General features: G+C 42.8%; 22 protein-coding genes and 6 tRNA genes. 5 read left to right on the forward strand and 23 right to left on the reverse strand.

Annotated elements, in window-relative coordinates:
- Window positions 1-413 precede the first annotated feature (413 nt).
- Window positions 414-3,350, forward strand: coding sequence for a ribonuclease E (gene rne, locus M0C34_RS10245; protein ID WP_248715515.1), 2,937 nt, complete (start codon window positions 414-416; stop codon window positions 3,348-3,350).
- Between the two features lie 490 nt (window positions 3,351-3,840).
- On the opposite strand, the gene nadA is transcribed toward rne, so the two are convergent.
- The 19 genes from nadA to M0C34_RS10340 form a co-directional block, all read right to left on the reverse strand.
- Window positions 3,841-4,899, reverse strand: coding sequence for a quinolinate synthase NadA (gene nadA, locus M0C34_RS10250; RefSeq protein ID WP_248715516.1), 1,059 nt, complete (start codon window positions 4,897-4,899; stop codon window positions 3,841-3,843).
- A 112-nt stretch (window positions 4,900-5,011) separates the two neighbouring features.
- Window positions 5,012-5,087, reverse strand: a tRNA-Lys gene (locus M0C34_RS10255).
- 25 nt (window positions 5,088-5,112) lie between these two features.
- A tRNA-Lys gene (locus tag M0C34_RS10260) sits at window positions 5,113-5,188 on the reverse strand.
- A 34-nt stretch (window positions 5,189-5,222) separates the two neighbouring features.
- Window positions 5,223-5,298: transfer RNA gene (locus M0C34_RS10265), tRNA-Lys, on the reverse strand.
- Window positions 5,299-5,315: 17 nt separating this feature from the next.
- Window positions 5,316-5,391 (reverse strand) — tRNA-Lys (locus M0C34_RS10270).
- Between the two features lie 19 nt (window positions 5,392-5,410).
- Window positions 5,411-5,486: transfer RNA gene (locus M0C34_RS10275), tRNA-Lys, on the reverse strand.
- Window positions 5,487-5,516: 30 nt separating this feature from the next.
- Window positions 5,517-5,592: transfer RNA gene (locus M0C34_RS10280), tRNA-Lys, on the reverse strand.
- Window positions 5,593-5,788: 196 nt separating this feature from the next.
- On the reverse strand, window positions 5,789-6,559 hold the full coding sequence (ybgF, locus tag M0C34_RS10285) for a tol-pal system protein YbgF (RefSeq protein ID WP_248715517.1): 771 nt from the start codon (window positions 6,557-6,559) through the stop codon (window positions 5,789-5,791).
- Window positions 6,560-6,584: 25 nt separating this feature from the next.
- The gene (pal, locus tag M0C34_RS10290) at window positions 6,585-7,142 is read right to left on the reverse strand and encodes a peptidoglycan-associated lipoprotein Pal (protein WP_248715518.1); all 558 of its coding nucleotides are present in this window, start codon (window positions 7,140-7,142) and stop codon (window positions 6,585-6,587) included.
- Between the two features lie 28 nt (window positions 7,143-7,170).
- Window positions 7,171-8,520 (reverse strand): Tol-Pal system beta propeller repeat protein TolB, encoded by a 1,350-nt coding sequence (gene tolB / locus M0C34_RS10295; protein WP_248715519.1) that lies wholly within the window; start codon window positions 8,518-8,520, stop codon window positions 7,171-7,173.
- A 5-nt stretch (window positions 8,521-8,525) separates the two neighbouring features.
- Window positions 8,526-9,542: a cell envelope integrity protein TolA gene (tolA, locus tag M0C34_RS10300; RefSeq protein WP_248715520.1), complete on the reverse strand. Its 1,017-nt coding sequence runs from the start codon at window positions 9,540-9,542 to the stop codon at window positions 8,526-8,528.
- A 13-nt stretch (window positions 9,543-9,555) separates the two neighbouring features.
- Window positions 9,556-9,993 carry a protein TolR gene (gene tolR / locus M0C34_RS10305; protein ID WP_248715521.1) on the reverse strand — a complete coding sequence of 146 codons (438 nt, stop codon included), beginning with the start codon at window positions 9,991-9,993 and terminating at the stop codon, window positions 9,556-9,558.
- A 12-nt stretch (window positions 9,994-10,005) separates the two neighbouring features.
- Window positions 10,006-10,689 carry a protein TolQ gene (tolQ, locus tag M0C34_RS10310; RefSeq protein WP_248715522.1) on the reverse strand — a complete coding sequence of 228 codons (684 nt, stop codon included), beginning with the start codon at window positions 10,687-10,689 and terminating at the stop codon, window positions 10,006-10,008.
- On the reverse strand, window positions 10,679-11,077 hold the full coding sequence (gene ybgC / locus M0C34_RS10315; RefSeq protein ID WP_248715523.1) for a tol-pal system-associated acyl-CoA thioesterase: 399 nt from the start codon (window positions 11,075-11,077) through the stop codon (window positions 10,679-10,681). Before ybgC ends, tolQ begins: the two co-directional genes overlap by 11 nt.
- A 173-nt stretch (window positions 11,078-11,250) precedes the next feature.
- Window positions 11,251-12,258, reverse strand: a complete 1,008-nt coding sequence (gene ruvB / locus M0C34_RS10320; protein WP_248715524.1) for a Holliday junction branch migration DNA helicase RuvB — start codon at window positions 12,256-12,258, stop codon at window positions 11,251-11,253.
- A 15-nt stretch (window positions 12,259-12,273) separates the two neighbouring features.
- Window positions 12,274-12,894 carry a Holliday junction branch migration protein RuvA gene (ruvA, locus tag M0C34_RS10325; protein WP_248715525.1) on the reverse strand — a complete coding sequence of 207 codons (621 nt, stop codon included), beginning with the start codon at window positions 12,892-12,894 and terminating at the stop codon, window positions 12,274-12,276.
- Between the two features lie 82 nt (window positions 12,895-12,976).
- Entirely contained in the window at window positions 12,977-16,081 is a 3,105-nt protein-coding gene (locus tag M0C34_RS10330; protein ID WP_248715526.1) for an efflux RND transporter permease subunit, read from the reverse strand.
- Entirely contained in the window at window positions 16,074-17,375 is a 1,302-nt protein-coding gene (locus tag M0C34_RS10335; RefSeq protein WP_248715527.1) for an efflux RND transporter periplasmic adaptor subunit, read from the reverse strand. Before M0C34_RS10335 ends, M0C34_RS10330 begins: the two co-directional genes overlap by 8 nt.
- Window positions 17,362-17,961 carry a TetR/AcrR family transcriptional regulator gene (locus tag M0C34_RS10340; protein ID WP_248715528.1) on the reverse strand — a complete coding sequence of 200 codons (600 nt, stop codon included), beginning with the start codon at window positions 17,959-17,961 and terminating at the stop codon, window positions 17,362-17,364. The genes M0C34_RS10335 and M0C34_RS10340 overlap by 14 nt, the downstream gene beginning before the upstream one ends.
- A gap of 231 nt (window positions 17,962-18,192) precedes the next feature.
- Between M0C34_RS10340 and rssA the strand changes: the two genes are divergently transcribed.
- The 3 genes from rssA (at window position 18,193) to M0C34_RS10355 (ending at window position 21,186) form a co-directional block, all read left to right on the forward strand.
- The gene (gene rssA, locus M0C34_RS10345; protein WP_248715529.1) at window positions 18,193-19,134 is read left to right on the forward strand and encodes a patatin-like phospholipase RssA; all 942 of its coding nucleotides are present in this window, start codon (window positions 18,193-18,195) and stop codon (window positions 19,132-19,134) included.
- A 158-nt stretch (window positions 19,135-19,292) separates the two neighbouring features.
- Window positions 19,293-20,234, forward strand: coding sequence for a YeiH family protein (locus tag M0C34_RS10350; RefSeq protein ID WP_248715530.1), 942 nt, complete (start codon window positions 19,293-19,295; stop codon window positions 20,232-20,234).
- A gap of 454 nt (window positions 20,235-20,688) precedes the next feature.
- Window positions 20,689-21,186 carry a hypothetical protein gene (locus tag M0C34_RS10355; protein ID WP_248715531.1) on the forward strand — a complete coding sequence of 166 codons (498 nt, stop codon included), beginning with the start codon at window positions 20,689-20,691 and terminating at the stop codon, window positions 21,184-21,186.
- Here the strand turns inward: M0C34_RS10355 and M0C34_RS10360 are convergent.
- The 4 genes from M0C34_RS10360 to M0C34_RS10375 form a co-directional block, all read right to left on the reverse strand.
- Window positions 21,183-21,962 (reverse strand): lipase family protein, encoded by a 780-nt coding sequence (locus tag M0C34_RS10360; RefSeq protein ID WP_248715532.1) that lies wholly within the window; start codon window positions 21,960-21,962, stop codon window positions 21,183-21,185. The genes M0C34_RS10355 and M0C34_RS10360 overlap by 4 nt on opposite strands.
- Window positions 21,963-22,091: 129 nt before the next feature.
- Window positions 22,092-22,673: a hypothetical protein gene (locus tag M0C34_RS10365; RefSeq protein WP_248715533.1), complete on the reverse strand. Its 582-nt coding sequence runs from the start codon at window positions 22,671-22,673 to the stop codon at window positions 22,092-22,094.
- Window positions 22,674-22,712: 39 nt separating this feature from the next.
- Complete coding sequence (locus tag M0C34_RS10370; RefSeq protein ID WP_248715534.1) at window positions 22,713-23,465, reverse strand: alpha/beta fold hydrolase; 753 nt, start codon at window positions 23,463-23,465, stop codon at window positions 22,713-22,715.
- A gap of 59 nt (window positions 23,466-23,524) precedes the next feature.
- Window positions 23,525-24,535, reverse strand: coding sequence for a DUF2817 domain-containing protein (locus M0C34_RS10375; protein WP_248715535.1), 1,011 nt, complete (start codon window positions 24,533-24,535; stop codon window positions 23,525-23,527).
- A gap of 152 nt (window positions 24,536-24,687) precedes the next feature.
- Here M0C34_RS10375 and M0C34_RS10380 point away from each other — a divergent pair, with 152 nt between their 5' ends.
- Entirely contained in the window at window positions 24,688-25,380 is a 693-nt protein-coding gene (locus tag M0C34_RS10380) for a sensor histidine kinase (protein ID WP_248715536.1), read from the forward strand.
- Window position 25,381 lies beyond the last annotated feature (1 nt).

Genomic DNA, 25,381 nt, shown 5'->3' on the forward strand with positions numbered 1-25,381 from the left:
AAAATTGTAACATGCTCATAAATAATTTGATGGAAAAATATAGCTTTGCTATATTTGTAAGGCTTAAAGTGCCCGTTTTTAATGGTTTTCCTTATTTGGCACCGCCACCAAGCCCTATATTTTTGCAAAATTAGCTAGCTTGGTGATAAGAATTTTCATAGCAACCTGATAGGCAATCACAAGTATTTGCCTTAAATCAAAGCTAAATAGAATAGATTATACAGTTCGGCAACAGACAATTGTTGCGGGGCTCTTATTTATACAAGCGCCAAAATGCGCCCTAAAGACTAGAGCAGCTAGCCGTGAGGTTACCTACATAACTCTAACTATAAAACACAGGGTCTGGCCATTTAAGGCAGGTTATGTGCTGCTTAAGAGGTTGTTTTAATCAAACAAACCCCAAGGCAACATAAATGAAAAGAATGTTAATTAATGCAATGCAGCTTGAAGAGATGCGCGTTGCATTGGTCGATGGTCAAAGATTATATGACCTAGACATCGAAAGTCCTGGTCATGAACAAAAGAAAGCGAACATTTATAAAGGTAAAATTACCCGCGTAGAGCCTAGCTTGGAAGCTGCTTTTGTAGACTATGGCGCAGATCGACACGGTTTCCTACCAATGAAGGAAATTGCCCGCGAATACTTCCCTGAAGGCTACGTATATCAAGGTCGTCCAAGCATCAAAGAAGTGGTTAAAGAAGGCCAAGAGGTCATCGTTCAGATTGATAAAGAAGAACGAGGCAATAAGGGCGCAGCCTTAACTACTTTTATTAGTTTAGCCGGAAGTTACTTGGTATTAATGCCCAATAACCCGCGAGCTGGCGGTATATCTCGACGCATAGAAGGCGATGAGCGAACCCAATTAAAAGAAGCGATGAACGGTCTAGAGTTGCCAAATGGTATGGGCTTAATCGTTCGTACTGCTGGCGTAGGCAAATCTGCTGACGAATTACAATGGGACTTAAAAGTTCTGTTGAATCATTGGGGAGCGATTACCGAAGCATCTAAGTCAAAACAAGCGCCGTTTCTAATTCACCAAGAAAGTAACGTTATTGTTCGTGCTATTCGTGATTATTTACGCCGCGATGTTGGTGAGATATTGATCGATAACCAAACTATTTTTGACCAAGCTAAAAAACATATTGAACTAGTTCGCCCAGATTTTGTTAGTCGCATTAAGCGCTATGATGGCGAAGTTCCAATGTTTAATCATTATCAAATTGAGTCGCAAATTGAATCAGCCTTCCAACGTGAAGTTCGTCTTCCATCTGGTGGTTCGATTGTTATTGACCCAACTGAAGCCTTAACCTCTATCGATATTAACTCTGCTAGAGCAACTAAAGGCGGAGACATTGAAGAAACCGCTCTACAAACAAACTTAGAAGCCGCTGACGAAATTGCTCGCCAATTACGCCTACGCGACTTAGGTGGTTTAGTCGTTATCGACTTCATCGATATGACTCCAGTTAAGAATCAACGAGAAGTAGAGAATCGTTTCCGCGATGCGGTTCGTCAAGATCGAGCTCGTGTGCAAGTAGGACGAATTTCTCGCTTCGGTTTATTAGAGATGTCGCGTCAGCGCCTTCGCCCTTCCCTTGGCGAATCAAGTACTCATATCTGCCCACGTTGTAGCGGTCAAGGTACTATTCGAGATAACGAATCTTTAGCGCTGTCTATTTTACGTTTATTCGAAGAAGAAGCGCTTAAAGAAAATACCTCTGAAGTACATGCACAAGTACCAGTGCCTGTAGCCGCATATTTGTTAAATGAAAAACGTGTAGCAATTAACAAACTTGAGAAACGTCATAATGTTCGTTTAATTATCATTCCTAACCAACACATGGAAACGCCACATTACGATGTGACACGCCTACGTAGCGGTGAAGAAACTCAAGAAACTAGCTATCAGTTAACCACCGAAAACCCATCTCCGGTTTATCAGCCTAACCAAGTAGCTAAAGAAAAAATTGAAGCTGAGCAACCTGTTTTACAAGGTTTTGCAGCACCCGCTGCTCCAGCCGCCCCGGTTGCCAATAAACCGGCTAAAGCTGTGGTTAACGCTCAATCAGATAGCCCGTCATTGTTAAGTCGCTTAGCTAGCTTCATTAGTGCTTTATTTGCAGGTGAAGAAAAACCAGCGCCGAAAAAGCAGACAAAAACGAGTAGCCACGACAAATCAGATAAACGCAATGGCCGTCGTAACAATCAACGAAATAATCAACGTAACGACAAACGCAATAATAAGCAGCAAGGTAGAACTGAGCGCCCAGAGCGTAAAGAACGTACTGAACGTACTGAAAGACCTGAAGGCGCTAACACTCGTCGTCGAAAGGATACCCGTAACAAACCTAAGCGTGAGCAAGCTGTCGTTGAATCAACAAAACCCGAAGCATCGGTTCAAAAAGACGCTGCGCCAAAAGAGCAACAGTTAAAGGAACGTAGAGAACGTCGCAATTTGCGTAAAAAAGTTCGCATGAATGCCGATAAACCGGCAGAGCAAACAACACCTGTTGAAGCTAAACCGGCTGACACTGCGCCAGTCAAAGCCGACACCCAAGCAGTAGCGGCCCCAGCGCCAGCAAAAGCTACTGAAGGTACTGATGCTCCTAAGCCAAAACGTCGTCGTCGCTCATCAAGTAATGCTGGGCGCAAGCGTTTTAATGACTTACCGAAAGCAGAACAAGCTAATGCAGATGTGGTAGATTCTCGCTACCCAGAATCTGAGCAAGCATCTAGCACTGCAGCTGCAAAGCCTGTGAAAGCTGAAGCCCCTGCTGAGCCAGTAAAAGCTGAAGCCCCTGCTGAGCCAGTAAAAGCTGAAGCCCCTGCTGAGCCAGTAAAAGCTGAAGCCCCTGCTGAGCCAGTAAAAGCTGAAGCCCCTGCTGAGCCAGTAAAAGCTGAAGCCCCTGCTGAGCCAGTAAAAGCTGAAGCCCCTGCTGAGCCAGTAAAAGCTGAAGCCCCTGCTGAGCCAGTAAAAGCTGAAGCCCCTGCTGAGCCAGTAAAAGCTGAAGCCCCTGCCGAGCCAGTAAAAGCTGAAGCCCCTGCCGAGCCAGTAAAAGCTGAAACGCCTGCTGAGCCAGTAAAAGCTGAAACGCCTGCTGAGCCGGTAAAAGCTGAGGTTAAACCTAAGCGTAGTAATCGCGGTAAGTTGAAGCCAAGCAAAGTTGAAGGCAAAGGCGCTTCTTCTGCGGCTATGGCAAAGCCCGCTCCAGCTGTTGTGAAACCAGCAACAAGTGAAGAAGTGAAAAAACCATACGCACGTAAGCCTATTACCACTGGTACACGCAGAGTCACTAGTAGTAGCTCTACGACCTCTTCGCAAAGTCCGATGACTAAGCCTGGAGCTTAGCTTGAACTAAGCGGCGCACATAGAGCGCCGCTTAAGTAATCTCAATCAGGTCTTTATACAACAAAAAAACCGCGGTCAGAAATGACTGCGGTTTTTTATTTTCTATTATCTGGGCATTCAACAGTTAACGATCAATCCTTGAATAAACGTCCTTACACTCAATGATAAAAAAGAGTTAAGCGACCTTAGTTTCAAAGTAAACAACACAGGACAATGAGGTGGTAGAACAAGCAGTAAATATTTGAATGACTCTGCACTTACGCAATAAGGGTATACTCTGTCGAGTAAGCACCTTTAAGTGGCCTTGATAGCGTGGCTGTAAGCCGTTGTTGGTTTTTTGATACCCGTGCCTGCTTAATGAACTTGGACTGCTAAGCGTTGATTTATGACGATTTAGGAAAGATTAAGGCTGAAGGTAAAAAGAAATGAAGAAAAACTTAAACTCGCTTGTTTGAATAAACGAGTTTAAGTCTGAACTACGCGTGTAAGACTATGCGTTGCCCTTAACTTTCAGTTTGTTTGACTGCGCAAAACCTAGCATACGGTTAAGTGGTATTAAGGCTTTTTCGATAAGCGCTTCATCTACAAATACTTCTTTACCATTCGCGTCAACCAGGGCTTCCTCTATCGATTGCAAGCCATTCATCGCCATCCAGGGGCAATGCGCACAAGAACGACAGGTTGCCCCATTTCCGCCTGTGGGTGCTTCGATAAGCTCTTTGCCTTCGCACACTTGTTGCATTTTGTAAAAAATGCCTTTATCGGTTGCAACGATCAATTGCTTATTAGGTAAGTGTTGGGCTGCAGCGATAAGTTGACTCGTTGAACCGACTGCATCGGCCATAGCGACGACACTTTCTGGAGACTCAGGGTGAACCAAAATAGCCGCATTGGGATATTGTATTTTTAACTGACGTAAGGCCTTGGCCTTAAATTCGTCGTGAACGATACAAGCGCCTTGCCATAACAACATCTCTGCGCCAGTTTGTTTCGCAACATAGCCACCTAAGTGTTTATCAGGTGCCCAAATGATTTTATGTCCTTCGGCATCTAAATGCTCAACCACGTCTACTGCAATGCTCGATGTTACCACCCAATCAGCTCTGGCTTTTACTGCGGCAGATGTATTTGCGTATACGACGACGGTATGCTCTGGGTGCTGGTCGCAAAACTCTGAGAATTCTTTTTCTGGGCAGCCGAGATCAAGTGAACAGGTAGCCTCTAAGGTTGGCATGATTACCGTTTTCTCGGGGGTAAGAATTTTAGCTGTTTCACCCATAAATCTAACGCCAGCAACTAATAAAGTTTTAGCGGGATGATTATTGCCAAATCTTGCCATCTCTAATGAGTCAGCAACGCAACCACCCGTTTCTTCGGCTAAGGCTTGTATTTCAGGATCGGTATAATAATGGGCTACCAATACTGCATCTTTCTCTATCAATAGGCGCTTTATGCGCTCTTTATATTCAGAGCGCTGCTGCTCATCTAATTTGAGCGGCTTTGGCGGGAAAGGATAAATTGACTCGTTGAAGAATTCTAACTCAAGCATAACTACATCTGGGATGTTAATGATTCGGACATTATACACCGAGCTAATTAAAAATGTCAGTTATTGGACTAAAGAATTAGTAGGCTTAAAGCAATAAACTAGGGAGAGATATTGGTGGGTTGTGAAGGATTTGAACCTTCGACCAATTGATTAAAAGTCAACTGCTCTACCAACTGAGCTAACAACCCAAAAGTGATAATGTTTCAACAGCAATGGTGGGTTGTGAAGGATTTGAACCTTCGACCAATTGATTAAAAGTCAACTGCTCTACCAACTGAGCTAACAACCCATTACTGTAAAAACCTATTTTAAACGAGCCGATTTGGTGGGTTGTGAAGGATTTGAACCTTCGACCAATTGATTAAAAGTCAACTGCTCTACCAACTGAGCTAACAACCCAAATCGTCGTAAAATAGTGGTGGGTCGTGAAGGATTTGAACCTTCGACCAATTGATTAAAAGTCAACTGCTCTACCAACTGAGCTAACGACCCACTATGCGCGGTAGTAGATTGGTGGGTTGTGAAGGATTTGAACCTTCGACCAATTGATTAAAAGTCAACTGCTCTACCAACTGAGCTAACAACCCTAACTAATCTAACACTGCTGAAATCCAAAGTGGTGGGTTGTGAAGGATTTGAACCTTCGACCAATTGATTAAAAGTCAACTGCTCTACCAACTGAGCTAACAACCCACTTTGAACTTCAATTAAACCCGGTGCATTTTGCTTGCGCAATTGACCTGACTCAACGGCGGCCTATGATACGGATTTAAGACTGTTGTGCAATAGTAATTTGAATCTTTTTTTCTAAGCGTTCAGCAATTAAGCAACCAGCTTCAAGTTTGTACAGATTTCTGAATTTGCTGCACTTTACTGCTGAAAACTAAGGTTAAAACTGTGCCAATCGATTTTTAGCCAAACCGGCGGCTGCACTGTTAGGGTGTTCTTCGACTACCCGTGTAAACAAGTTCTTTGCTTCTTCGTTGTTATTTTGAAATTGCGCAATGATACCGAGTTTTAACAAAGATTCAGCAACCTTGTTAGATTGAGGGTAATCATTAACAACTGTATTGAACTGTTGTGATGCCTCTGCGCGCTGACCACGAGTATATTGTAGCTGACCTAGCCAATAATGCGCATTAGGGGCATAGCTAGATTTAGGAAAGTCGCTAATGAACGTTTCGAATGCGGGAATGGCTGCATCGTAGTTTTTATCTTGCATCACTAAAGCAACCGCTGCGTCATAGGCTTGGTCTTCACCTACGGCCGTTGGCGTAGCGACGGCTGTAGCTTGAGTCGTTGTTGCTGAGGTTTGTACTTGGGCGAAACGACGGTCTAACTCTTGATAGATCTCGCGCTGGCGCTCAATCATCTGTTCAATTTGATAATTGTTTTGTTCAATTTGACCGACCATTGTTGACATGCTGTCTGACAGTTCTTCAACTTGGTTCTGCATATCCAACTGGACTTGATTTCGCGCTTGGATCATTCTCTCTAAGCGCTCTATACGTTGCTCTATGCTTAAATTACTTGAACTAAGCGCGCTACTACTTAATGCAACCGCGCTGCCGGTTCCGGCTTCTTCAACAGGTGCTGCTGCCAACACATTTGCTGATAATAAAACGGCTACTGAAGTAGCCGTAATCATTTTAAATTTCATAAATCACTCTACACGTTTAAGCGTATTAATAAACTAACACAGCGCGACGGTTCTTAGCCATAGCTGCATCGGTATGCGAGTTATCAACCGGCTTTTCTTCGCCGTAGCTAACTATTGAGATTTGTGAAGCTAGTACACCTAGACTTTGCAAGTACTTAGATACTGCCTTGCCGCGGCGTTCACCTAAAGCGATATTGTATTCTGGTGTACCACGCTCATCGGTGTGGCCTTCTATAAGCATCGTTACTGATGGATTGTCACGTAGGTAACTAGCGTGTGCTTCTAAGATCTCAGCAAACTCATCTCGAATGTCGGAACGGTCAAATTCAAAGTAAACCACTTGGCTTTGACGTAACTCTGCTGCTTTCTGACGTTGCTCTTCTTCACCACTCAAGATTGGGTCAATGGTGCCAGTCTCTACCCCACCCGCTGTTTGGCCATCAGTCGTCTCTTCAATTACCATTCCGCCAGCTTTCTCTTGCTCACTAACGTCACTGTCACTTGTTTTATTGGCACTACAGGCGGCTAAACCGGTAAACGCTAAGCCTAAAATAAGAGTTTTGAATAGTCTTTCAAATTGCATTATGGATTCCTTGTAATCTCATAGTGTTTTAGTTCAAGAACGGAGACCATGCCGGAGCACGAACGCTTCCTTCTTTTGCTGGTAAGGTAGCTTTAAAACGTCCATCCATAGACACCAATGCCAGTACCTGTCGCCCATTTGCTACAGTACTATACATAATCATACTTCCATTTGGCGCTACAGTTGGGGATTCATCTAATTGGGTTCGGGTTAATACCTGTACATAGCCAGTATCAAAGTCTTGACGGGCGATTCGGTATTGCCCGTTGACTCGGCTTACCATCACCAACGCAGACCCGTCGGGTGTAACAGTACCGCCAAGGTTCATTTCACCTTCCCAAGTGACTCGATTTACCTTTTTAGTATCTAGGTTCACTCGATAAATTTGCGGTTTTCCGCCTCTTTCTGAAGAAAACAACAATTCGTTTCCTGATGGCGACCAAGTGGGTTCAGTATCAATACGACGATTCTTAGTTATCCGTGACAAATTTTTAGAGGCAAGGTCCAGTACGTAAATATCTGGTTGACCATCCTTAGATAACACCATGGCGAGTTTCTTGCCGTCAGGCGACCATTCTGGTGCACCGTTAATACCGTTATAAGTGGTTAAACGGTCATTTTGCCCAGTGTATACGTCAATGGTATAAATTTCTGCTTTCTGATTTTGAAAGCTTACATACGCAAGCTTTTTACCATCGGGCGACCACGAAGGAGACATTAATGGTTCTTTCGAACGGACCAAGGCTGATTCATTATAACCATCGTAATCGCTGACTCGAAGCTGATAAGGCATAGCAGCTTCTAGATCAACGACTACGTAGGCAATACGAGTTAAAAATGCACCTCTTTCGCCGGTTAACGACTGATATACACGATCAGATATTAAGTGCGCCATTTGTCTGAGCTGCGCTTGAGCGACACTCTTATATCGGTCTAAAAGTATGTGATCTTGCTTAGTGACTAGTTGGCCGTCTTTAAGCTCTTGTTTATTACCAGCAGTAACTTGACCACGCAGTACATCAACAAGTATGTAGCTTACTTTAAACTTCCCCCCTTCTACAGCTTCAACTTTTCCCGTTAAGACTGCTTCTACGCCTAGTGCAGCCCAAGCTTCATAGTCGATTTGCTCTAGCGTTTGTGGGGTTTGTGGCATATCACTTATCGCCACTGGATTAAACTTACCACTGCGGCGTAAATCCGCAGCAACGACCTTTGACAAGTCTAGTGGAGCTTGACCATGACCTTGCCAAACAAAAGGCACAACCCCTACCGGTCGAGCACTGTCTACACCTTCGGTGATTACAATTTCGAGGTTAGCTTGAGCAACACTTATAAATGAAAACACCAAGCTTACACTCAACAACAGTTTTTTTATCATCTCAGCTATTCCGGTTTTAAGGTTAAAGTAATATTTTTCATTTGAGCGAATACTTCTGGATCTCTAGATACAGGTAAAGTCACTGCTTTTTTAATTGCTCGGCGCGCAGATTCACATACCGCTCGATCCCCTCGCCCTGGGCCTGTATCAATGACAAGGCCGCTAGACGCTAAGGTAATATCTATACTACACTGCTTGCCTAACATGCTGGGCTCGGTCAACCAATTACGTTGAATTGCTGACATGATCAAGGCGCGATACTTATCCACTTCACCTAACACTTGCTTCTGACGCCTAGCATTTAGCTCGGTAGCCCCTTGTTCTAGCATCGCTTTTTCAAATTCAGCTTCTTGACGGGCCATTTCTGCTTGTCGCTCTCGTTGGGCTTTTTCTTTTGCTGCTTTCTCAGCAGCCACTCGAGCCTCTTCCTCTTTGCGCACTCTTAATTGTTCAGCTTCTCTGGCAGCCTGTTCAGCTTTACGAGCGGCTTCTTCGGCTTTTTTAGCGGCGGCTTCAGCTTGCTTTTGTTGTTCCAATTTACGTTGTTTATCGGCTTCGGCCGCGGCAGCTGCTGCTACAGCGGCTGCTTGTTGTTTTTCTTTTTCTACCCGTTGCGCCTCAGCTTGTTGGGCTTTTTTCTGCTCGAGCTTTTGTTTTTCTTGAGCGCGGCGGGCTTGTTCGTCTGCTTTACGCTTGGCATCTTCTTGCTGGCGTTTTTCAAGCTCAAGTTGTTTAATTCGCTTTTCTTCAGCTAAGCGTTTCTTTCGCGCTTGCTCGGCGTTTTTCTCTGCTTGAGCTGTGCGCTGTTTTTCTTTATCTACTTTGGCTTTTTGCTGTTGCTTTAAGCGTTCAACTTGCTGCGTTACTTGGTTTATATCAACCGCTGTTGCATTAATAATCGGTGCGCTAGGTGTTGGCTCTAACTTAACCCGTTCAAAATCTACCGACCACACCAGCGCTATAAACAGCACGGCGTGTAGCAAAATTGAGATAATAACCGATAGGCTAAATGGCGACTTCAATGCTATTCCTATTCTAATTATTGTCAGGCTGGGTCATTAAACCCACCGAAGGCACACCTGCACTCTGCAGCAATACCATCAAATTTATAATTTGTTCGTAACGCACGTTTTTGTCACCACGTACTACCACGGGTAAATTAGGGTCTAATTGCAAATGTGCAATTACCAAGGCCTGTAAATCATCCCCAGATAAAGACTCACTGGCTGAATTACTGCTTTCACCTGTGTCTAAATAGTACTGACCACTTTCGGTCACCGTAGCCACTAACGGCGGCTTACTGTCTTCTGGCATTGCTTCAGCACTAGCTTGTGGCAAATCTACCTTAACACCTTGAGTAATCAGCGGCGCAGTAACCATAAAAATGATCAACAATACCAACATTACATCAATATAAGGCACCACGTTAATTTCTGCGACTAAGCGGCGTTTGGGACGTTGATAATAGTTCATACTCGCCCCTTTTTAATTACTGCCAGTATGGGTTTGGCGATGTAAAATACTGGAAAATTCTTCCATAAAATTCACGTAAGCATTTTCTAATTTCGCTACGTTGGTAGAAAATCGGTTAAAAGCAATGACCGCTGGGATCGCCGCGAACAACCCCATAGCGGTTGCAATCAGCGCTTCGGCAATACCCGGTGCAACCATGTTTAAACTAGCTTGTTGAACTTCACCCAATGCTATAAATGCATTCATGATCCCCCAAACAGTACCAAACAAGCCTATATAGGGGCTAATCGATCCAATAGTGGCAAGTACCGGTAGTTGATTTTCTAAAGACTCAACTTCGCGAGACAAAGAGACCCGCATACTACGGTAGGTCCCATCCATCACAGCATCGGGGCTACGCCCACTGGTTTTGTGCAAGCGAACATATTCTCTAAAACCAGAATGAAAAATTTGTTCCATGCCTTGCAAATGATCAGCACGCGCGTTGCTCTCTTGATAGAGTTTGTTTAGATCTACGCCTGACCAAAATTTTTGCTCAAAGCTATCACTGGCCTGCTTAGCCGATTTGAGTACCTTGTTCCGGTTAATGATCATCGCCCACGAATAGACCGACATACTCAACAACAATAACATTACAAATTTTACGAGTAGGCTAGCCTGCCAAAACAAGCCAATAAATGACATATCAGAGTGCACCGAGTAAATCCTCTTTTAATATTTCAGGAATGGCCGTGGCCTTCATTGATGACAATGTGACACAAGCCACGGTAACCATTCCGTGGGCAATGACTTGTTGTTCAGCATTTGTGATTGTTTGTTCAAAAACCATGCTCGCGCGTTTCATGCTATCAATACGGGTAGTGACAGAGAGCAATTGGTTGAAGCGCGCAGGAAGTTTATAGTCAATAGTGAGAGCGCGTACAACAAAACAAAGGTCTTGTTCCATTAGGCTATCTTGGTCATAACCAAGCTCTCGCAGCCATTCAGTGCGGGCGCGTTCGAAGTACTTTATATGGTTAGCGTGATAAACCACACCACCGGCATCAGTATCTTCATAATAAACCCGTACAGCAAGAATCGACATTAAACCTACCTTAGTTTTACAATTAGAAAATACTATACACAGGCAAGTGCTTAAGGTTAAGACTCAAACCACTTAATTTGAAGATTTGCTGAATAAATTTAGATTAACGGCTTAAAATTAAACACTTTAAGCCGCTTGCTTAGGCGAGCTGTCGTTGATAAACGACAGCTGTTTTAACGTTTGGGTAAATCTAATCCTAGATGCAGATAAGCTTTGTCACTTGCAATACGACCGCGCGGAGTCCTCTGTAAGTAGCCCTGTTGAATTAAAAATGGTTCTAATACATCTTCTATCGTTTCTTTATCTTCACCAATTGCCGCCGCTAAGTTATCTAAACCTACAGGGCCACCACTGAAGGTGTCAGTAATTGCTACTAAGAGTTTGGTATCCATGTAATCAAACCCAGCGCTATCTACGCTCAATAAATCTAGCGCCTTTTCGGCGATATCTTGAGTAACTTTGCCATCAAATTTCACATCGGCGTAATCACGAACACGACGTAATAAACGGTTGGCTATTCGCGGCGTTCCTCGCGAGCGACGCGCCACTTCCCAGGCACCATCTTCGTCTGACTCTAAGTTTAAGTAGTGAGCACTGCGTTTTACTATTTCGGTTAAATCTTTGGTGTTGTAAAACTCTAAACGCTGCACAATACCAAAGCGGTCTCTTAACGGCGAGGTTAACATCCCCGCTCTAGTTGTCGCGCCAATCAAAGTGAAAGGCGGCAAGTCTAATTTAATAGAACGTGCTGCGGGCCCTTCCCCAATCATAATATCAAGTTGATAATCTTCCATTGCTGGATAAAGCACTTCTTCAACTACTGCGCTTAAACGATGGATTTCGTCGATGAATAACACATCTCCGGGCTCAAGGTTAGTAAGTAAAGCAGCTAGATCACCGGCTTTTTCCAAGACGGGGCCAGAAGTCGTTTTGATATTAACCCCTAACTCGTTGGCAACGATGTTAGCTAGCGTTGTTTTGCCTAAGCCTGGCGGGCCAAATATGAGTAAATGATCTAAAGCATCATCTCGTCGGCGCGCAGCTTCGATAAATATCTCTAACTGCTCCACTACCGCTTGTTGCCCGGTATAATCAGATAGGTGTTTAGGCCTAATGGCCCGGTCTACGGTTTCTTCTTCTGCAACTGGGGTCGCTGCCACTAAACGATCAGCTTCTATCATTACTTTAAACCTTAATTACAGCGCAGCCTTCAAGGCTTCACGTATCAATTGTTCACTTGTCATATTGGCGATCCAAACTTGCTTAACCAGTTTCTCAGCTTGCACGATTTTATACCCAAGAGACTCTAATGCCGCGATAGCTTCTTCTTTAGGGTCAACCGTGGGTCGCAAAGGCAAATCTCCATTTGCATTAATCGTATCACTTATCGGCGTTGCTGGGAGTTCAACGTTCCAATTTTTAAGCCTATCTTTCATTTCTACCAATAGTCTTTCAGCGGTCTTTTTTCCAATTCCGGGGACTTTGACTAAACTGGATAAATCTTCGTGTTTGACTGCAAAAACGAATTGTTCACAACTTAAGCCAGACAAGATAGCTAAGGCAACTTTAGGCCCAATGCCATTAACCTTGATCAATTCTTTGAACAAAGAACGTGATTGATTATCGTGGAAACCATAAAGTAGCTGAGCGTCTTCTCGTACAATAAAGTGAGTCAGTAAGCGCACTGACTCACCTAACTCTGGTAATTGATAAAAACAACTCATCGGAAGTTGTATCTCGTACCCTACTCCAGCTACATCAATCAATACAAAAGGTGGGGCTTTATCTTCTAAGATACCTTTAATCGTGGCTATCACTTCGTGTTCTCCAATCCTGAATTAGCAATAGCTTACCCTAAAGACTGGATATTTATCCAGTCTTTAGCATCAGTAGGTAATATTAATCTAAGCGCTGATGTTTATGTACCAAGTTCCAATCAGCCAAAATCGCGTAAGCCGCCGGAATAATAAATAATACCATCAAGGTTGACGCACAAATGCCGAAAACAATCGAGACGACAATAGGCTGGACAACTTGGGCCTGTAGGCTAGTTTCTAGCAGCAATGGCAGTAAACCTGCGGCGGTAGTTAATGAGGTGAGGAATACAGCTCTAAACCGTTCTTTACTCGCACTAACAACCGCGTCGTAAACATCATCGCCATCATCTAAATGGTGCCGTATATATTGAACCAATAGGATTGAATCGTTGGTAACAATGCCAGCTAATGAAATGAATCCTAATATCGATGGCATACTTAAACTATGACCAAGTAAAAAATGCCCCCACAATACGCCGATCAAAGCCATCGGTATAACGGTAAGCACAATAACGGGCTCTAAGTAACTACGAAACTGGAAACTTAGAATGGCAAAAACACCAAATATACCAATGCCAAAGCTCTTCATTAACGAAGCGCCTACTTTTGCGCTCTCCTTAGCTTCGCCCTCAAAATCAATGCGCAAGCCTGAATATTTTGCAACCAATGTGGGTAAGAATTCGCCTTGTACTAAACTCATTACCTCACTGGTATTGGCTTTTCGGCTGTCTACATCAGCCATTACAGTGACAGTACGTAGGCCGTTGATACGCTGAATACGTACATAAGCACGTTGGTATTCTATATTTGCTACCGCTGATAGCGGTACTTGATTTCCGTCATTGAGAACAATTGGGAAGTTAGCTAATGACTGCAAATTTCCCGCTTGTAGTTTGTTAAGTCTGACATCAATTTGGATATTTTCAGCACCCAGTTGAAACTCGTCTGCGATAGCGCCTTGATAAGCCGCTCGTAATTGTTGAGCCACCAATTGTCCATTAATGTTAAATGACTCAGCCCCATTACGCAGAGACACGACAACCTCTTCTTTACCGGGACGCATATCATCTAATATGCTATTTACCCCAGAAAACTGACCAAGATAATTTTGCAAATCAACTGACGCGGCTTTTAATGTATCTAGATCAGAATGCTGCAATCGAACTTCAATTGCTCTGCCAGCTGGCCCCATAGTTGGCTGAGTAAACGCCAGAGACACCGGCAATGCCTGCTCTCCTACCTTGTCTCGCCAAGCACTGATAAAGTCTTCAATATAGCTGTTACGGACTTCTGCCGACAGCAAGTCTAGACGCACAGTAGCGACGTGTGGCCCAACTTCGCCGGCATTGGCGTTAAAGTTATATTGCGCGGTAATATCGTGAATAAGCGCTTGCGGCTCATTGTTATCTTTAGTGAATTGTTGACCGACAAGCGTGGCTGCATTGACGATTTCTTCTACCATGGCCTCGGTTTGTGACAAGCTGGAACCCGGTGGTAAAATCAGTCTTGCTTCTGCAATATCTCCATCTAGCTCGGGAAATGCGGTAAATTTTAAAGCGCCACTTACTACTAAAGATAACGACATTAAAAACAACGCAAATACAACGCCCAAAGACGCATAGCGCCATTTAACTACCCAAGCTACCGCTGGTACTAATTTATATAATCTGAAATTTTCAAAACTTGCTAAAAATCGTGCTTTCAGACCTGAAACAGGTTTTTCGATGGGTTGATGCTGCAAGGTATGGCGTAAATGGTTAGGCAAAATCAAAAATGCTTCAATAAGACTAATACACAACACCAATAGCAAGGCCATGGGTACGACACTCAGCACTGCTCCCATTTGCCCGTCCAACCACATTAAACTGCCAAGTACAAAGATGGTGGTAAAGAACGACGATATCACACCGGGTGCGGCCTTTTTAACACCTTCTATTACGGCTTGATCGGCATTCATGCCTCTTTCAAGATGAGAAGCAATCGATTCAGCGATCACAATTGCGTCATCCATCATAATGCCGATAGCCATTAACAGGCCAACCAGTGTCATGACATTGATCGATAAGCCAACCACTGACATCAAAAACAAGCCACCCATAAAAGCAACTGGCAATCCTGCTGCAATCCAAAAAGAATAGCGTAACGAGAAGAACAACCACATGCTTAAGAAAACCAAAATTATTCCTTGCCAGCCATTTTTAAGCATCATGGTTAAGCGGTCGTTGAGCAAAGAGGACATGTCATTGGTTAAGGTAAGCTGGACCCCTGTTGGCGCTATCAAAAGCTGATCATCGACAAATTGTTGCACAGAAGCTTTAATACGCAGTGCATCATCGGCTTTGTTTTTACTAATTTTAAGCACCGCTGACGGCAGATTGTTAAACAGTATTTTCTCTTCGTCTAACTCAAAACGGTCAGTGATGGTTGCGATGTCACCAAGATACACCACACTACCTTTAGGGTCGGCGGCTATCACGGTTTTGGCTAACGCCACCGGATCACGTTTTCGTTGGTCAAAACGTATAAGTAAGTTCTTTTCGAATAGTTCAATGGTACCGGCTGGCAAATTGATATTTTGATTGCTGATAGCATCGGCAACATCCGTGACGCTTAAGTTAAGCCTGCGTAACGCGGTGTGGTCGAGTTCAACACGAAGTTGGTGGTCGGAAAAACCACTGACCGTCACAATCGCCACTCCGTAATCTACTTTCAAAGTATGTTTAAGTTGTTCAGCGTAGGCTTTCAGATCTGGCCAAGAAGCCGGAGCGCTAATGGCAATATCAACAACCGGTTCAGCCCAATCCATTTCTTTAACCACGGGCGGTTCGATTTCTAAGGGAAAATCTTTAATCGCATTAATTTCAGTTTGAATGTCGACTAACATACGGCCTACATCAGCTTTACCATCAAGTTTTACGATTAACGAACCTAGCCCTTCAACCGCTTCACAGCGTGTTTCTTCTATATTCGATAAGCCGTCAACAGCATCTTCCATACGCATACAGAGACTTTCTTCAACTTCACTAGGAGACGCGCCAGGATAAACGACAGTAGCGATAACAAAAGGGTTGGTAAATTCTGGAAAGGTTTCGCGTTTTAGCGTTCCTAAACTGCTTAAACCCAATAGCAGAAAACTCACCATACATAAGTTGGCTAGAGTTGGATGACGAATAAAAAAGTTAAGCATTGCTTTCACCCTCTACCCGCAAATCCATGCCGTTCACCGCTGGGATAAGGTCGTTCAATATTAGGCGCAGGCCAGGTTGCAGATCACCACTAATCGCTACCCCATTTTTGCTTCTAAATAAGATGTTAACCGGTTGAATTCTTAATTGGTTGTTTTCGTCAATTAAATAGATACTGTCACCGTGTAAGGCTTTTTCTGGTACAACAAACTGACTTTGGGGGTAGCCTGTAATCTCAGCCTCCACAAACATCCCTTTGGTAAGCGGGATTTGATTGGCAAAATCCATATTAGCTAGGTTTTGTTCGACTTCTAAAAACATGCCTACAGTCGCCTGCTCTACATCGACAGATTCTGCAACTCGCGCCACTTTAGCTGGCCAACGATACTCGATACCAGACGCCACTAAGCTGATGCTCGCAGTAAATTCTAAATCGTCGATAGAGGGCAAACCTGCTTGACTACGATAGTGCTGGACACTCTCCATTAGCTTTCTAATATCAGTCAATGACAATTGTACGTGAGCCACCATGGTATCTAACTTCTGAGCAACCACCATCACTGATTGCAGGTTCACGACCTGATTAGTTTCAATATTTACTTCGGCTATTTTTGCGTCATAAGGCAACACAATCTCGGTTTTACTTAATTGGCGTTGAGCGTCTTGGTATTTAGCCTGCTCTACTGCATATTGCGCTTCTAGTACCCGTCTATCATCTGGCACCAATTGCAAGGCGTTTTCTAAATCTTGTATGACTTTGTTTTGAGTAAGTACATTTTGTTTTTCGGTTTCTAATTCTGAACTAGAGATCAAGTTCTGGTCTTTTAGTTTTTGCTTGCGTGAAAACTCTTCTTCAATCAAAACTGCTCGTTGTTGTTCGATGTCTAAGCTGGTTTGATAGTTAGCCAATTCTTGTTCTAACCTTGCCAGTTGAGTTTTGCTAGCGTTTAAGTTTGCTTCTGCTTGAGTCATTTGAAGATGGTATTCAAGTGGGTCAATTTTTAACAACAAACTGCCCTTTTCTAGAAACCGGCCCTCTTCGAGTTGCGGATGACGATAAACTAGACTGCCTGAGACTTCTGCCACAGCCTCCCAAGTATTTTTTGGCTCAACTTTCCCATAGCCCAGTGCAACAGGCGCACTCTCCATCTTTTCTAATATGCGGACCTCCACTAAACGAGAGTTTTGGTGTTCACTATTAAGTGGAACCACTTCTTTAGTCATTATCGCTACAGCAAGCAATAGTATCCCCACTGCGACACCGGGCAGTATTAACCATGGCTTAGCTACTCTCATTGTTATCATCCTTTTGTTTAAATAGTCCGCGCTCTAACAACTGAATATTGTGTTCGGCAAGTTTTATAAATTTGTCTTTTGAAAGTTGTATTCCATTTTTTTCTAATAAACGTTGAGGCATCAAAAATGGAAAGACCATTAGGCTCATAAAGCTGAGTTGCGCAAGCTCGGCATCAACGCCATCGATAAAAGAATTATCCTTACACAAATGTTCAAAAAGCCGCTTACTTTTAAATTTACCCATATTATTGATCACGTGCTCAAATTGCTGGGTACTTTCATGTCCATTTGGCATTGATCCCAGTTTAAAAATTAGCTTGGGGAAATTAGGGTTATCGACCATCGTTTTATAGTAATTACGCATTAGGTTTGTCAGGTTGCTGGTATTTAGATGGTTAACAGGTCCATCTAATGATGCAAATACCGGTTTGGCTACGCTGTTTAACATTTCCCCAAATAAATTGGCTTTGTTGCCAAAGTAGTAGCGGATGAGTGCTGGATCAACGGCAGCTTCAGCAGCAATCATTCGTATAGATACTTTGTCGTAATCGTGCAACACAAACAGAATGGTGGCAGCTTTTATCAACTCTTGCCTTGCCTGACTGTCCCCTTTGGGGCGACCGACTTTGTTTTTATGTCTCATTTATTAGCCAATATTCCTCACTTGAAGAATATTTTAGACAATAACCGTCTAAGATGCGTTAAGTTAAATTCTTTATTGTTGCCAGTTCCATGAATTTAGGCCAATTTGTTAAGCGTTATTAATTGTTTAACGGCAACAACATGTAGATTGATTGTCTTTTACAGGGGGAATGTAGTGGCGAATAAGAATATTGTAGTAGGCCTAGCACTAGGTAGCGGCGCGGCAAGAGGCTGGGCTCATTTGGGGGTCATTATGGCCTTGCGAGAAATGGGCGTGCAGCCACAGGTGATTGGAGGTTGTTCTATTGGTTCTTTGGTTGGGGCCGCTTACGCATGCCAAAGAGTTGATGAGTTAACTGAATGGGCCTTAAGTTTATCAAGTTGGCAGGTTTTTAATTTACTTGATATTTCCCTTAATCGAGGAGGCTTATTAACCGGTGAAAAAGTGTTTAATGCCGCAGAGAAGTACATTGGCGCGAGTAATATAGAACAACTCAAGATTCCATTTGGCTGTGTTGCAACGGGCTTGGAATCGGGCAAAGAGATTTGGCTACAAAGCGGCAAGGTACGCGATGCAGTGCGCGCCTCTTGTGCTATGCCGGGTTTAATGGCGCCCTATCAGTTAAACGGACAATGGCTTGTGGATGGTGCCGTGGTTAATCCTGTGCCGGTATCATTGGTTAGAGCTATGGGAGCGGATGTGGTAATCGCGGTAAACCTTAATAGTGATAAATCACGGCTAAATTTGCTTGATGGCGATATAGACGATTCGAAACATAATGATGGTAACAATCAAGCATTTTGGCGATTGCTAGGCGGCGGTAAAGATTTCTTAAACTCAATGCTGGCAAACCTTAAACAACAAAGTCACCGCTCTCCAGGAATGATTGGCGTGATGTCTACATCGATTAATATTATGCAAGAGCGCCTAACCCGCACTCGCATGGCTGGTGATCCTCCCGATATTTTGCTATCGCCTAAACTAGGTAACATTAGCACCATGGATTTTCACCGTGCAGAAGAAGCGATTGCCGAAGGAAAACGCGTCACAGAATTGATGCGCCCACAAATCGAAGAAGAACTATTTTTGTCAAAAACAGCCCAAAAGCGGCAATAATAATATCGATAACTTTAATCAATATTATTGATAATTAATTATTTTTTTAATGAATATCAATAACTAACGGTGCTTCATGTCGTTTAGGTCGGCTTTTTATATTGATATCCCCACAAAGCCAAAGACTTTATAATACTGTTAGTTATTTAGGGGGAATCATGCTGAAAAAGTTACAAGCATATAGCAAGGCTGATGTTGTCTGCGTCTTAGTCGCTTTACTGGTGTTAAGCCCCTGGGTCAATGGACCCGCAGCATTAGTTTTCGGCGCATGCCTAGCCAGTATAGGCTTAAGCCCAAAGGCAATAAATGTTAGCAACCTCACTAAGCGTTTACTGGCTATTTCTGTAGTTGGTTTGGGATTTGGTATATCCATCGGTCAAGCCATTGAATATACACAACACGGCTTTGGTCTAATCGTGGGTTCTATCTTATTTACCTTAATATTAGGGGGCTTAGCCACAAAAGCTTTAGATATAGATAAAAAAACCGGCTACCTTATTTCTACTGGTACAGCTATTTGCGGAGGAAGTGCGATTGCAGCGGTATCGCCTGCAATTAATGCCAGCAGCAAACAAATGTCTTTGGCTTTAGCGACAGTGTTTATCCTTAACGCATGTGGCCTTTTCATTTTTCCATTATTAGGCCATCTACTCGAGCTAAATCAACTTCAATTTGGTTACTGGGCAGCCATCGCCATACATGACACTTCTTCTGTTGTTGGCGCCGCTGCTGCCTACGGAGACGAGGCCTTAACCGTAGCCACCACCGTTAAATTAGCCCGCGCCTTATGGATAATACCTGTGGCTTTATTAAGTGCGGTAATTTTTAAAGAAAAAGACAGTAAATTCTCTGTTCCCTACTTCATCTTTTTCTATATTTTAGCGATGCTTATCAGTAACTATGTACCGCAATTTAGTCGCGTGTATGAGGGATTGTTTACTCTTTCGAAAGAGCTACTGGGTGTTTGCCTGTTTTTTATTGGTTATGGACTTACTGCAAAAAACTTGCAAATGGCAGGGCTAAAACCCTTGCTATTAGGAATTGGGCTTTGGGTATCTATAGCTTGTTCATCGCTATGGGTAATCGTAAATTTTTATTAGCTAATTGTTGTACTCTCAACGACTCTTTGCCCTAGATGAGAGTAGTCAATAACACTAAACAGTTTAGTTAGTTCGTTTGTTTAGTCTTCTTGCTCGTGAAGGAGAATGCCAACATAATTAGAACAGCGAAAAATGCCAATGCTTCGAATATCGCTCTCGTCAAGTCACTACTAAACCAAGCGATGATTAAACATAGCAACACAAAGATAAGTACAAGATTTCGAAACATAAGCCCTCCTCGGTGAGGTAACATACTACTCAAGCAGGTCTGCTATACAAATTCGCTTTGACTATAAGCTAGTCCACTAACTTATAAGCTATTAGGCTGATCATTAAGGACTCCTAGAGCCAGTTAACACAAAAATACCGTGTAGGTTTAGCAGGTTTTATTAGAGTTCCCCAACAGTCATAAGTGATCATCTAATGGAATATTAATTAGACATATGTCACATTTTTGTTAGAATCAACGCCCATTGTTCACTCTACTGCAGAAAATATGCTAGCGACTTTCCTTTATAGAATTTTGTTCCCTTTCATCATCGTGTTACTCGTGATGGTTTTACTCATCTTACAGATGCAAAAAGTCACCTTAGCTAAATTCTATGAGAAGCAACTAAGTTTCACTGACTACCTAAATTGGTTCTCAACACATCCTGCAAATACATTGGATGTAGAAACTGTACTGTTAGCACAACAACCAAATCACCATGGCGGAACGACTAAAGATTGGTGCCCTAGTGTTCGCTCTGAAGAGGGGTTTGTAAGCATTAGTTATTTAGATAATAAACCCGTTTGTTGCGCCTTAGGCAAAGGCCAAAGATATGTTTACTACAAAGAAAGCGAGCAAGATATCACCCTACTTTGCGGAAGATGGCCAAGAACCGAAGTGGTTAGTGTGAGTAAGAAAGGTATTAGAGCTGCGCAGTCTTTTGGTTCAACTAACCCGTATTAGATCTCATCAAAGTAATCTTTATTACGAATATACTTGCGCATATAGTGGTAGGTAAATGGACGTAATAACCAACTGATAATTGATTTGTATAAACGATAGCCACTGGGTGTGTTTTCGTAGATAGTTTCGTCGTGCAGCCATAACATTCGCCCTACGTGCCAATACACTAAAGGCAACGGAGGTAAGAAAGTCACAATATCCAAATCGCAACATATTCGGTAGGTCTTACGGTGCAATAGATAATGGCGTTTGAAGCTCGATAAGCCGATAGCGGGTTGGCCAAAAGTAACCACTCTTTTTACCTTGTTTGGACATTTACGTTCAAACCTATCTGCCATTAGAACCGCCATCGCTCCGCCCGACGAATGCCCTGTAAAGGTAACGCGTTTACCGCTATTAATAAGAGGGAGTAAAATATCTTCTATTTTTTGATAAACACTAAGCGTTTGTTGCTCTCTACTTGGGTCACAGTTTGGCTGCTCCAATAACTGTAAATAGCCCCAATGTACGAAATAAGACAAGCCCGGTTGAACCGTATACTTGGTCGGGAAAAGAGCCAAATTAACCAGCCAATCAGTAAAATTTGTCGAACCACGAGACACCACGATGACTTCATTTTTGCTGGCTTTCCATAACACTCTACTCGTCGGTCGCCCCCATTGGTCAAAGACATCAACTGAAACGTAATTTTTTAATTTAGATGGTGTTGAATCTATCGCTGAAGGATAAGCAAGCCGACATAACAGCGCATACCGTTCATACTGGTAGCGTTTCAATGGCTTAAACTTTTGACTCGTTTGGTTGCTCTTGGTTTGTGGCAAGTGTAGGTTCAACAGCAAATAAGGGTAGTTTATTGAACCACATAGATTGCAATCAATTATGACAATTTAATTAATATGCTAGGGTCATTGTTCAGCGTAATAGTTAAGCCAGTAACTCTGGGCTCGTTGCGGTTCGGGGGGCGCTAATTGAAACCTGTAAACCGCGCCTACTTTGTGGATAACAAAAAAATTGCTGGCGTGGCTAGAAGAATCCTCATGATTTTCTACTCGCCCCCAAGCGCTGGAAAATTGAAACAAGCTAGGGAAATGTAATTGTACTATTGGGTGTAGGCAGTCAGTCACACCATTAGGGAAACTAACCAAATACTCTAGATCGGAACGGTTAGCATTTTGACTTATTACATTTAGCTGTTTATTCACAGTGTTACTAAGATGAAAATCCAAAATAATCATACGACCATTCAATTTATCTAAAGAGTCCGAAAGACAATGAGCCGTCGAAGCAGTTTCAAGCGCGAGAACATGTTGCTGTTGGGTGTAACTACTCTCATTGTTTTGAGCAACGAACTCGCGTAATACGGTTTGTTTGGTATTTTCTATCAATACACTGAGTTTCGGGTAAGCCTCTGTAATGACCTCAATAGATACTTGATTTGCCCAAATTAACGGGCAATAAAACAACAGTAACAATGTCCATTTTTTCATCACTATGCCTACCTTCCTATTTATCCATGTGCTTACAACTTAGTGTAGAGGGGTATCAGGGTCAACAAGCCTAAACCAATTGCTTAATTGTTTAATTAACCAATCTGGCGCATCTAGAGGTAAATCATGACCAGCCGTAGGATGTTGTTTGTGATTGACTTTCCAATGGCAAGCTAAGGCTTCACTACACGCTGAATTTACTAGGCGGTCCTGCTTACTACTGACAATAAGAGTCGGTACCTTGGGCTGATGTGGAAAGTTAAATGTAGCCGCAGCTTTTAATTGGTAACAGGCGTTGCTTAGAGAGGTTGGACTTTGCCCTGCCCATTCCACCCATTGATTTAAGGTATCTTGATGGCGGTAGACAGCGTTGCTGGTTAAACAAAGTATACGCTGTTGCCGTTGCCGAATGGTGCGTGACGCCAACGCTAAAATTATGCGATGGTAGCTGCGCCAGCTTAACCTATGAAAAAAAGGCGAAAATCGCGCGTTGCTAGAATTGATCAACACTATAGAGTTTATTTCATTTGGGTAATTATGTTGCCAATCAAGTGCTAACATCCCACCTAAAGAAATAGCGACTATATCAATACTACTTATGCTCATGGCCTGTAAGCGTAGCTGAATACGCAAACTTTGCCTTAATTCGGCTATCGTTGAGGCGCTTTTCAAATGTGCCATAGAACCGTTGCCAGGGATATCAAAACTTAATATCGGCCGTGATGGAAATAGACGACTTAATACTGAGTAGATCGCCCCCCAGTGACGACGTTCCCTTATCAAACCTCTCACTAACAGTATTGGCCGTGCATACGGGCTTATTGGTCCGCTTTGATAGCTGACTGTAGATTCTAATACCAAAATTGCTTAGCCTGTTGCTGTGCTGCTAGCAAACGGTTTGCTTGGTTTACGTGACGCCATGAGTAACAGCTATTCATTAGAAACTCCATTAAAACTAGGTGCTGTCGCAATACCCTTTGTACGCGATGTTTTTTCATTGGGTGAAATAACCCTACACCACTAAATAGCTGCAGTGGGTTTTTCTTTAGCCATCGCCAAGAGCCCATTTCCAAGGTTAAGGGGATAAATATTCCGGGCTGTTGTAAGGATTGATCGTAGCAATAGTCCCAGAGGTCTCCGTGACAAGTATAGTGTTTAGTTTGCGGTTCAAATAAATAGTTTTGATGGGGAAAGCTTTCAAAAAACACTTCTCTTAAACGGTAGACCGAAGCAATGTCGTCAATTGGCGCTTTAGCAGATTTCGCGTAAGGGAACCAGATTCGGTCATGTTGACCAAAACCGCTATGGCAATCAAGTACCAGACTATACGGACTTCCCAACAAGCTACGTTTAACAAACTCACATAATGCTTGGGATTCCAGTTCCATTGGTTGATTCTTGTCACCTTGATACCAAGGGAAATGCTTTGAAAAACGTTGCCCACCGACTAACAAGCTCGCTCCAAAAGGCGCTATTGTCGGAGAGTTTCTCATTAAATCAACACCATTACCGTTTGACCGACGTTGTAACGCCATACCTATCGGGTTAACTATCGGGATAAAATAAACGCAAATCTTAGTAAGTAATTGATTGAGTTGCTGGTCCCAACTTAAGCGCGACAGTAAGTTGCTCATGAATGACAACACCACTTGGCTACCGATCCGTTCTACGCCATGCACGCCACCTATAAAACAAATACAGGGCTTAGATTTATCCTTTATTCCCAAAGATATTGCCTCAACAGGAAAGCGCATATTCAGATGAGATACCTCACAGAGCCGCTCTACACTTAGGTAGTTTGCGTACTGATTTGTTAGTGCAGCTAATTGTTCTAGCTCGGGCAAATAATGTTGGGTTGGCATTTTTCGTCTAGTTTAAAATTTACTACACTAACAATCCCGAATGACAAATTTGTGAACGGTCTTTTTTCCCTAACTAACATTCTGAAATTGTTGATTTTGCGAGGAAGCTGCGCATCAGTTACACTGAGTTTAAGTCGTCGAAAGGAGCTAAAATGCTATCAAATGACAGTTTAGATTTTTCATCGGTACTGGCTACAGCAGTACACGATATGAAAAATTCACTATGTATGTTGACCCAATCAACAGAAACGATAGCCCTTCGCTCTAAGCAATTAGGTCGAGAAGATAGCGAAGAGTTATCCCGGCTACATTATGAAGTATCGCGTTTAAATGGGAGCTTAATGCAACTTTTGGCACTGTATCGTTTCGAAAAAGAACAAATGCCAATGACCATTGAAGAAAACTATATCGGAGATTTACTCAATGATATTTACTTCAAAAACCAAACCTTTATAGAACAAGCAGACATGAAAGTGCTCATTGAGGTTGATGATTCGTTAAGTTGGTACTTTGATGGGGTGTTAGTTGATTACATGCTTAACGACATTGTCATGAATGCGTTACGTTATTCGAAAAAACAAATTAAAATTTCTGCCACTCAGGCCGATAACTGTCTTTGTATACAAGTCGAAGACGACGGTGATGGTTTTCCATCGGAAATTATTGAATTAGCCAATAGTGAAAATGCATCACATTTGAATTTTGTTAAGAATCGCAGTGGTTTAGGTCTATTTTTCGCGAAATTGATCGCTAAAGCACACATCAATAATGGTAAAGAAGGTAGAATACAACTTGAAAATGATAGTGCGCTAGGTGGCAGTCGTTTCAGTTTATTTCTTCCTTAAA

This window comes from Agarivorans sp. TSD2052 (assembly GCF_023238625.1).
Lineage (GTDB): Bacteria > Pseudomonadota > Gammaproteobacteria > Enterobacterales > Celerinatantimonadaceae > Agarivorans.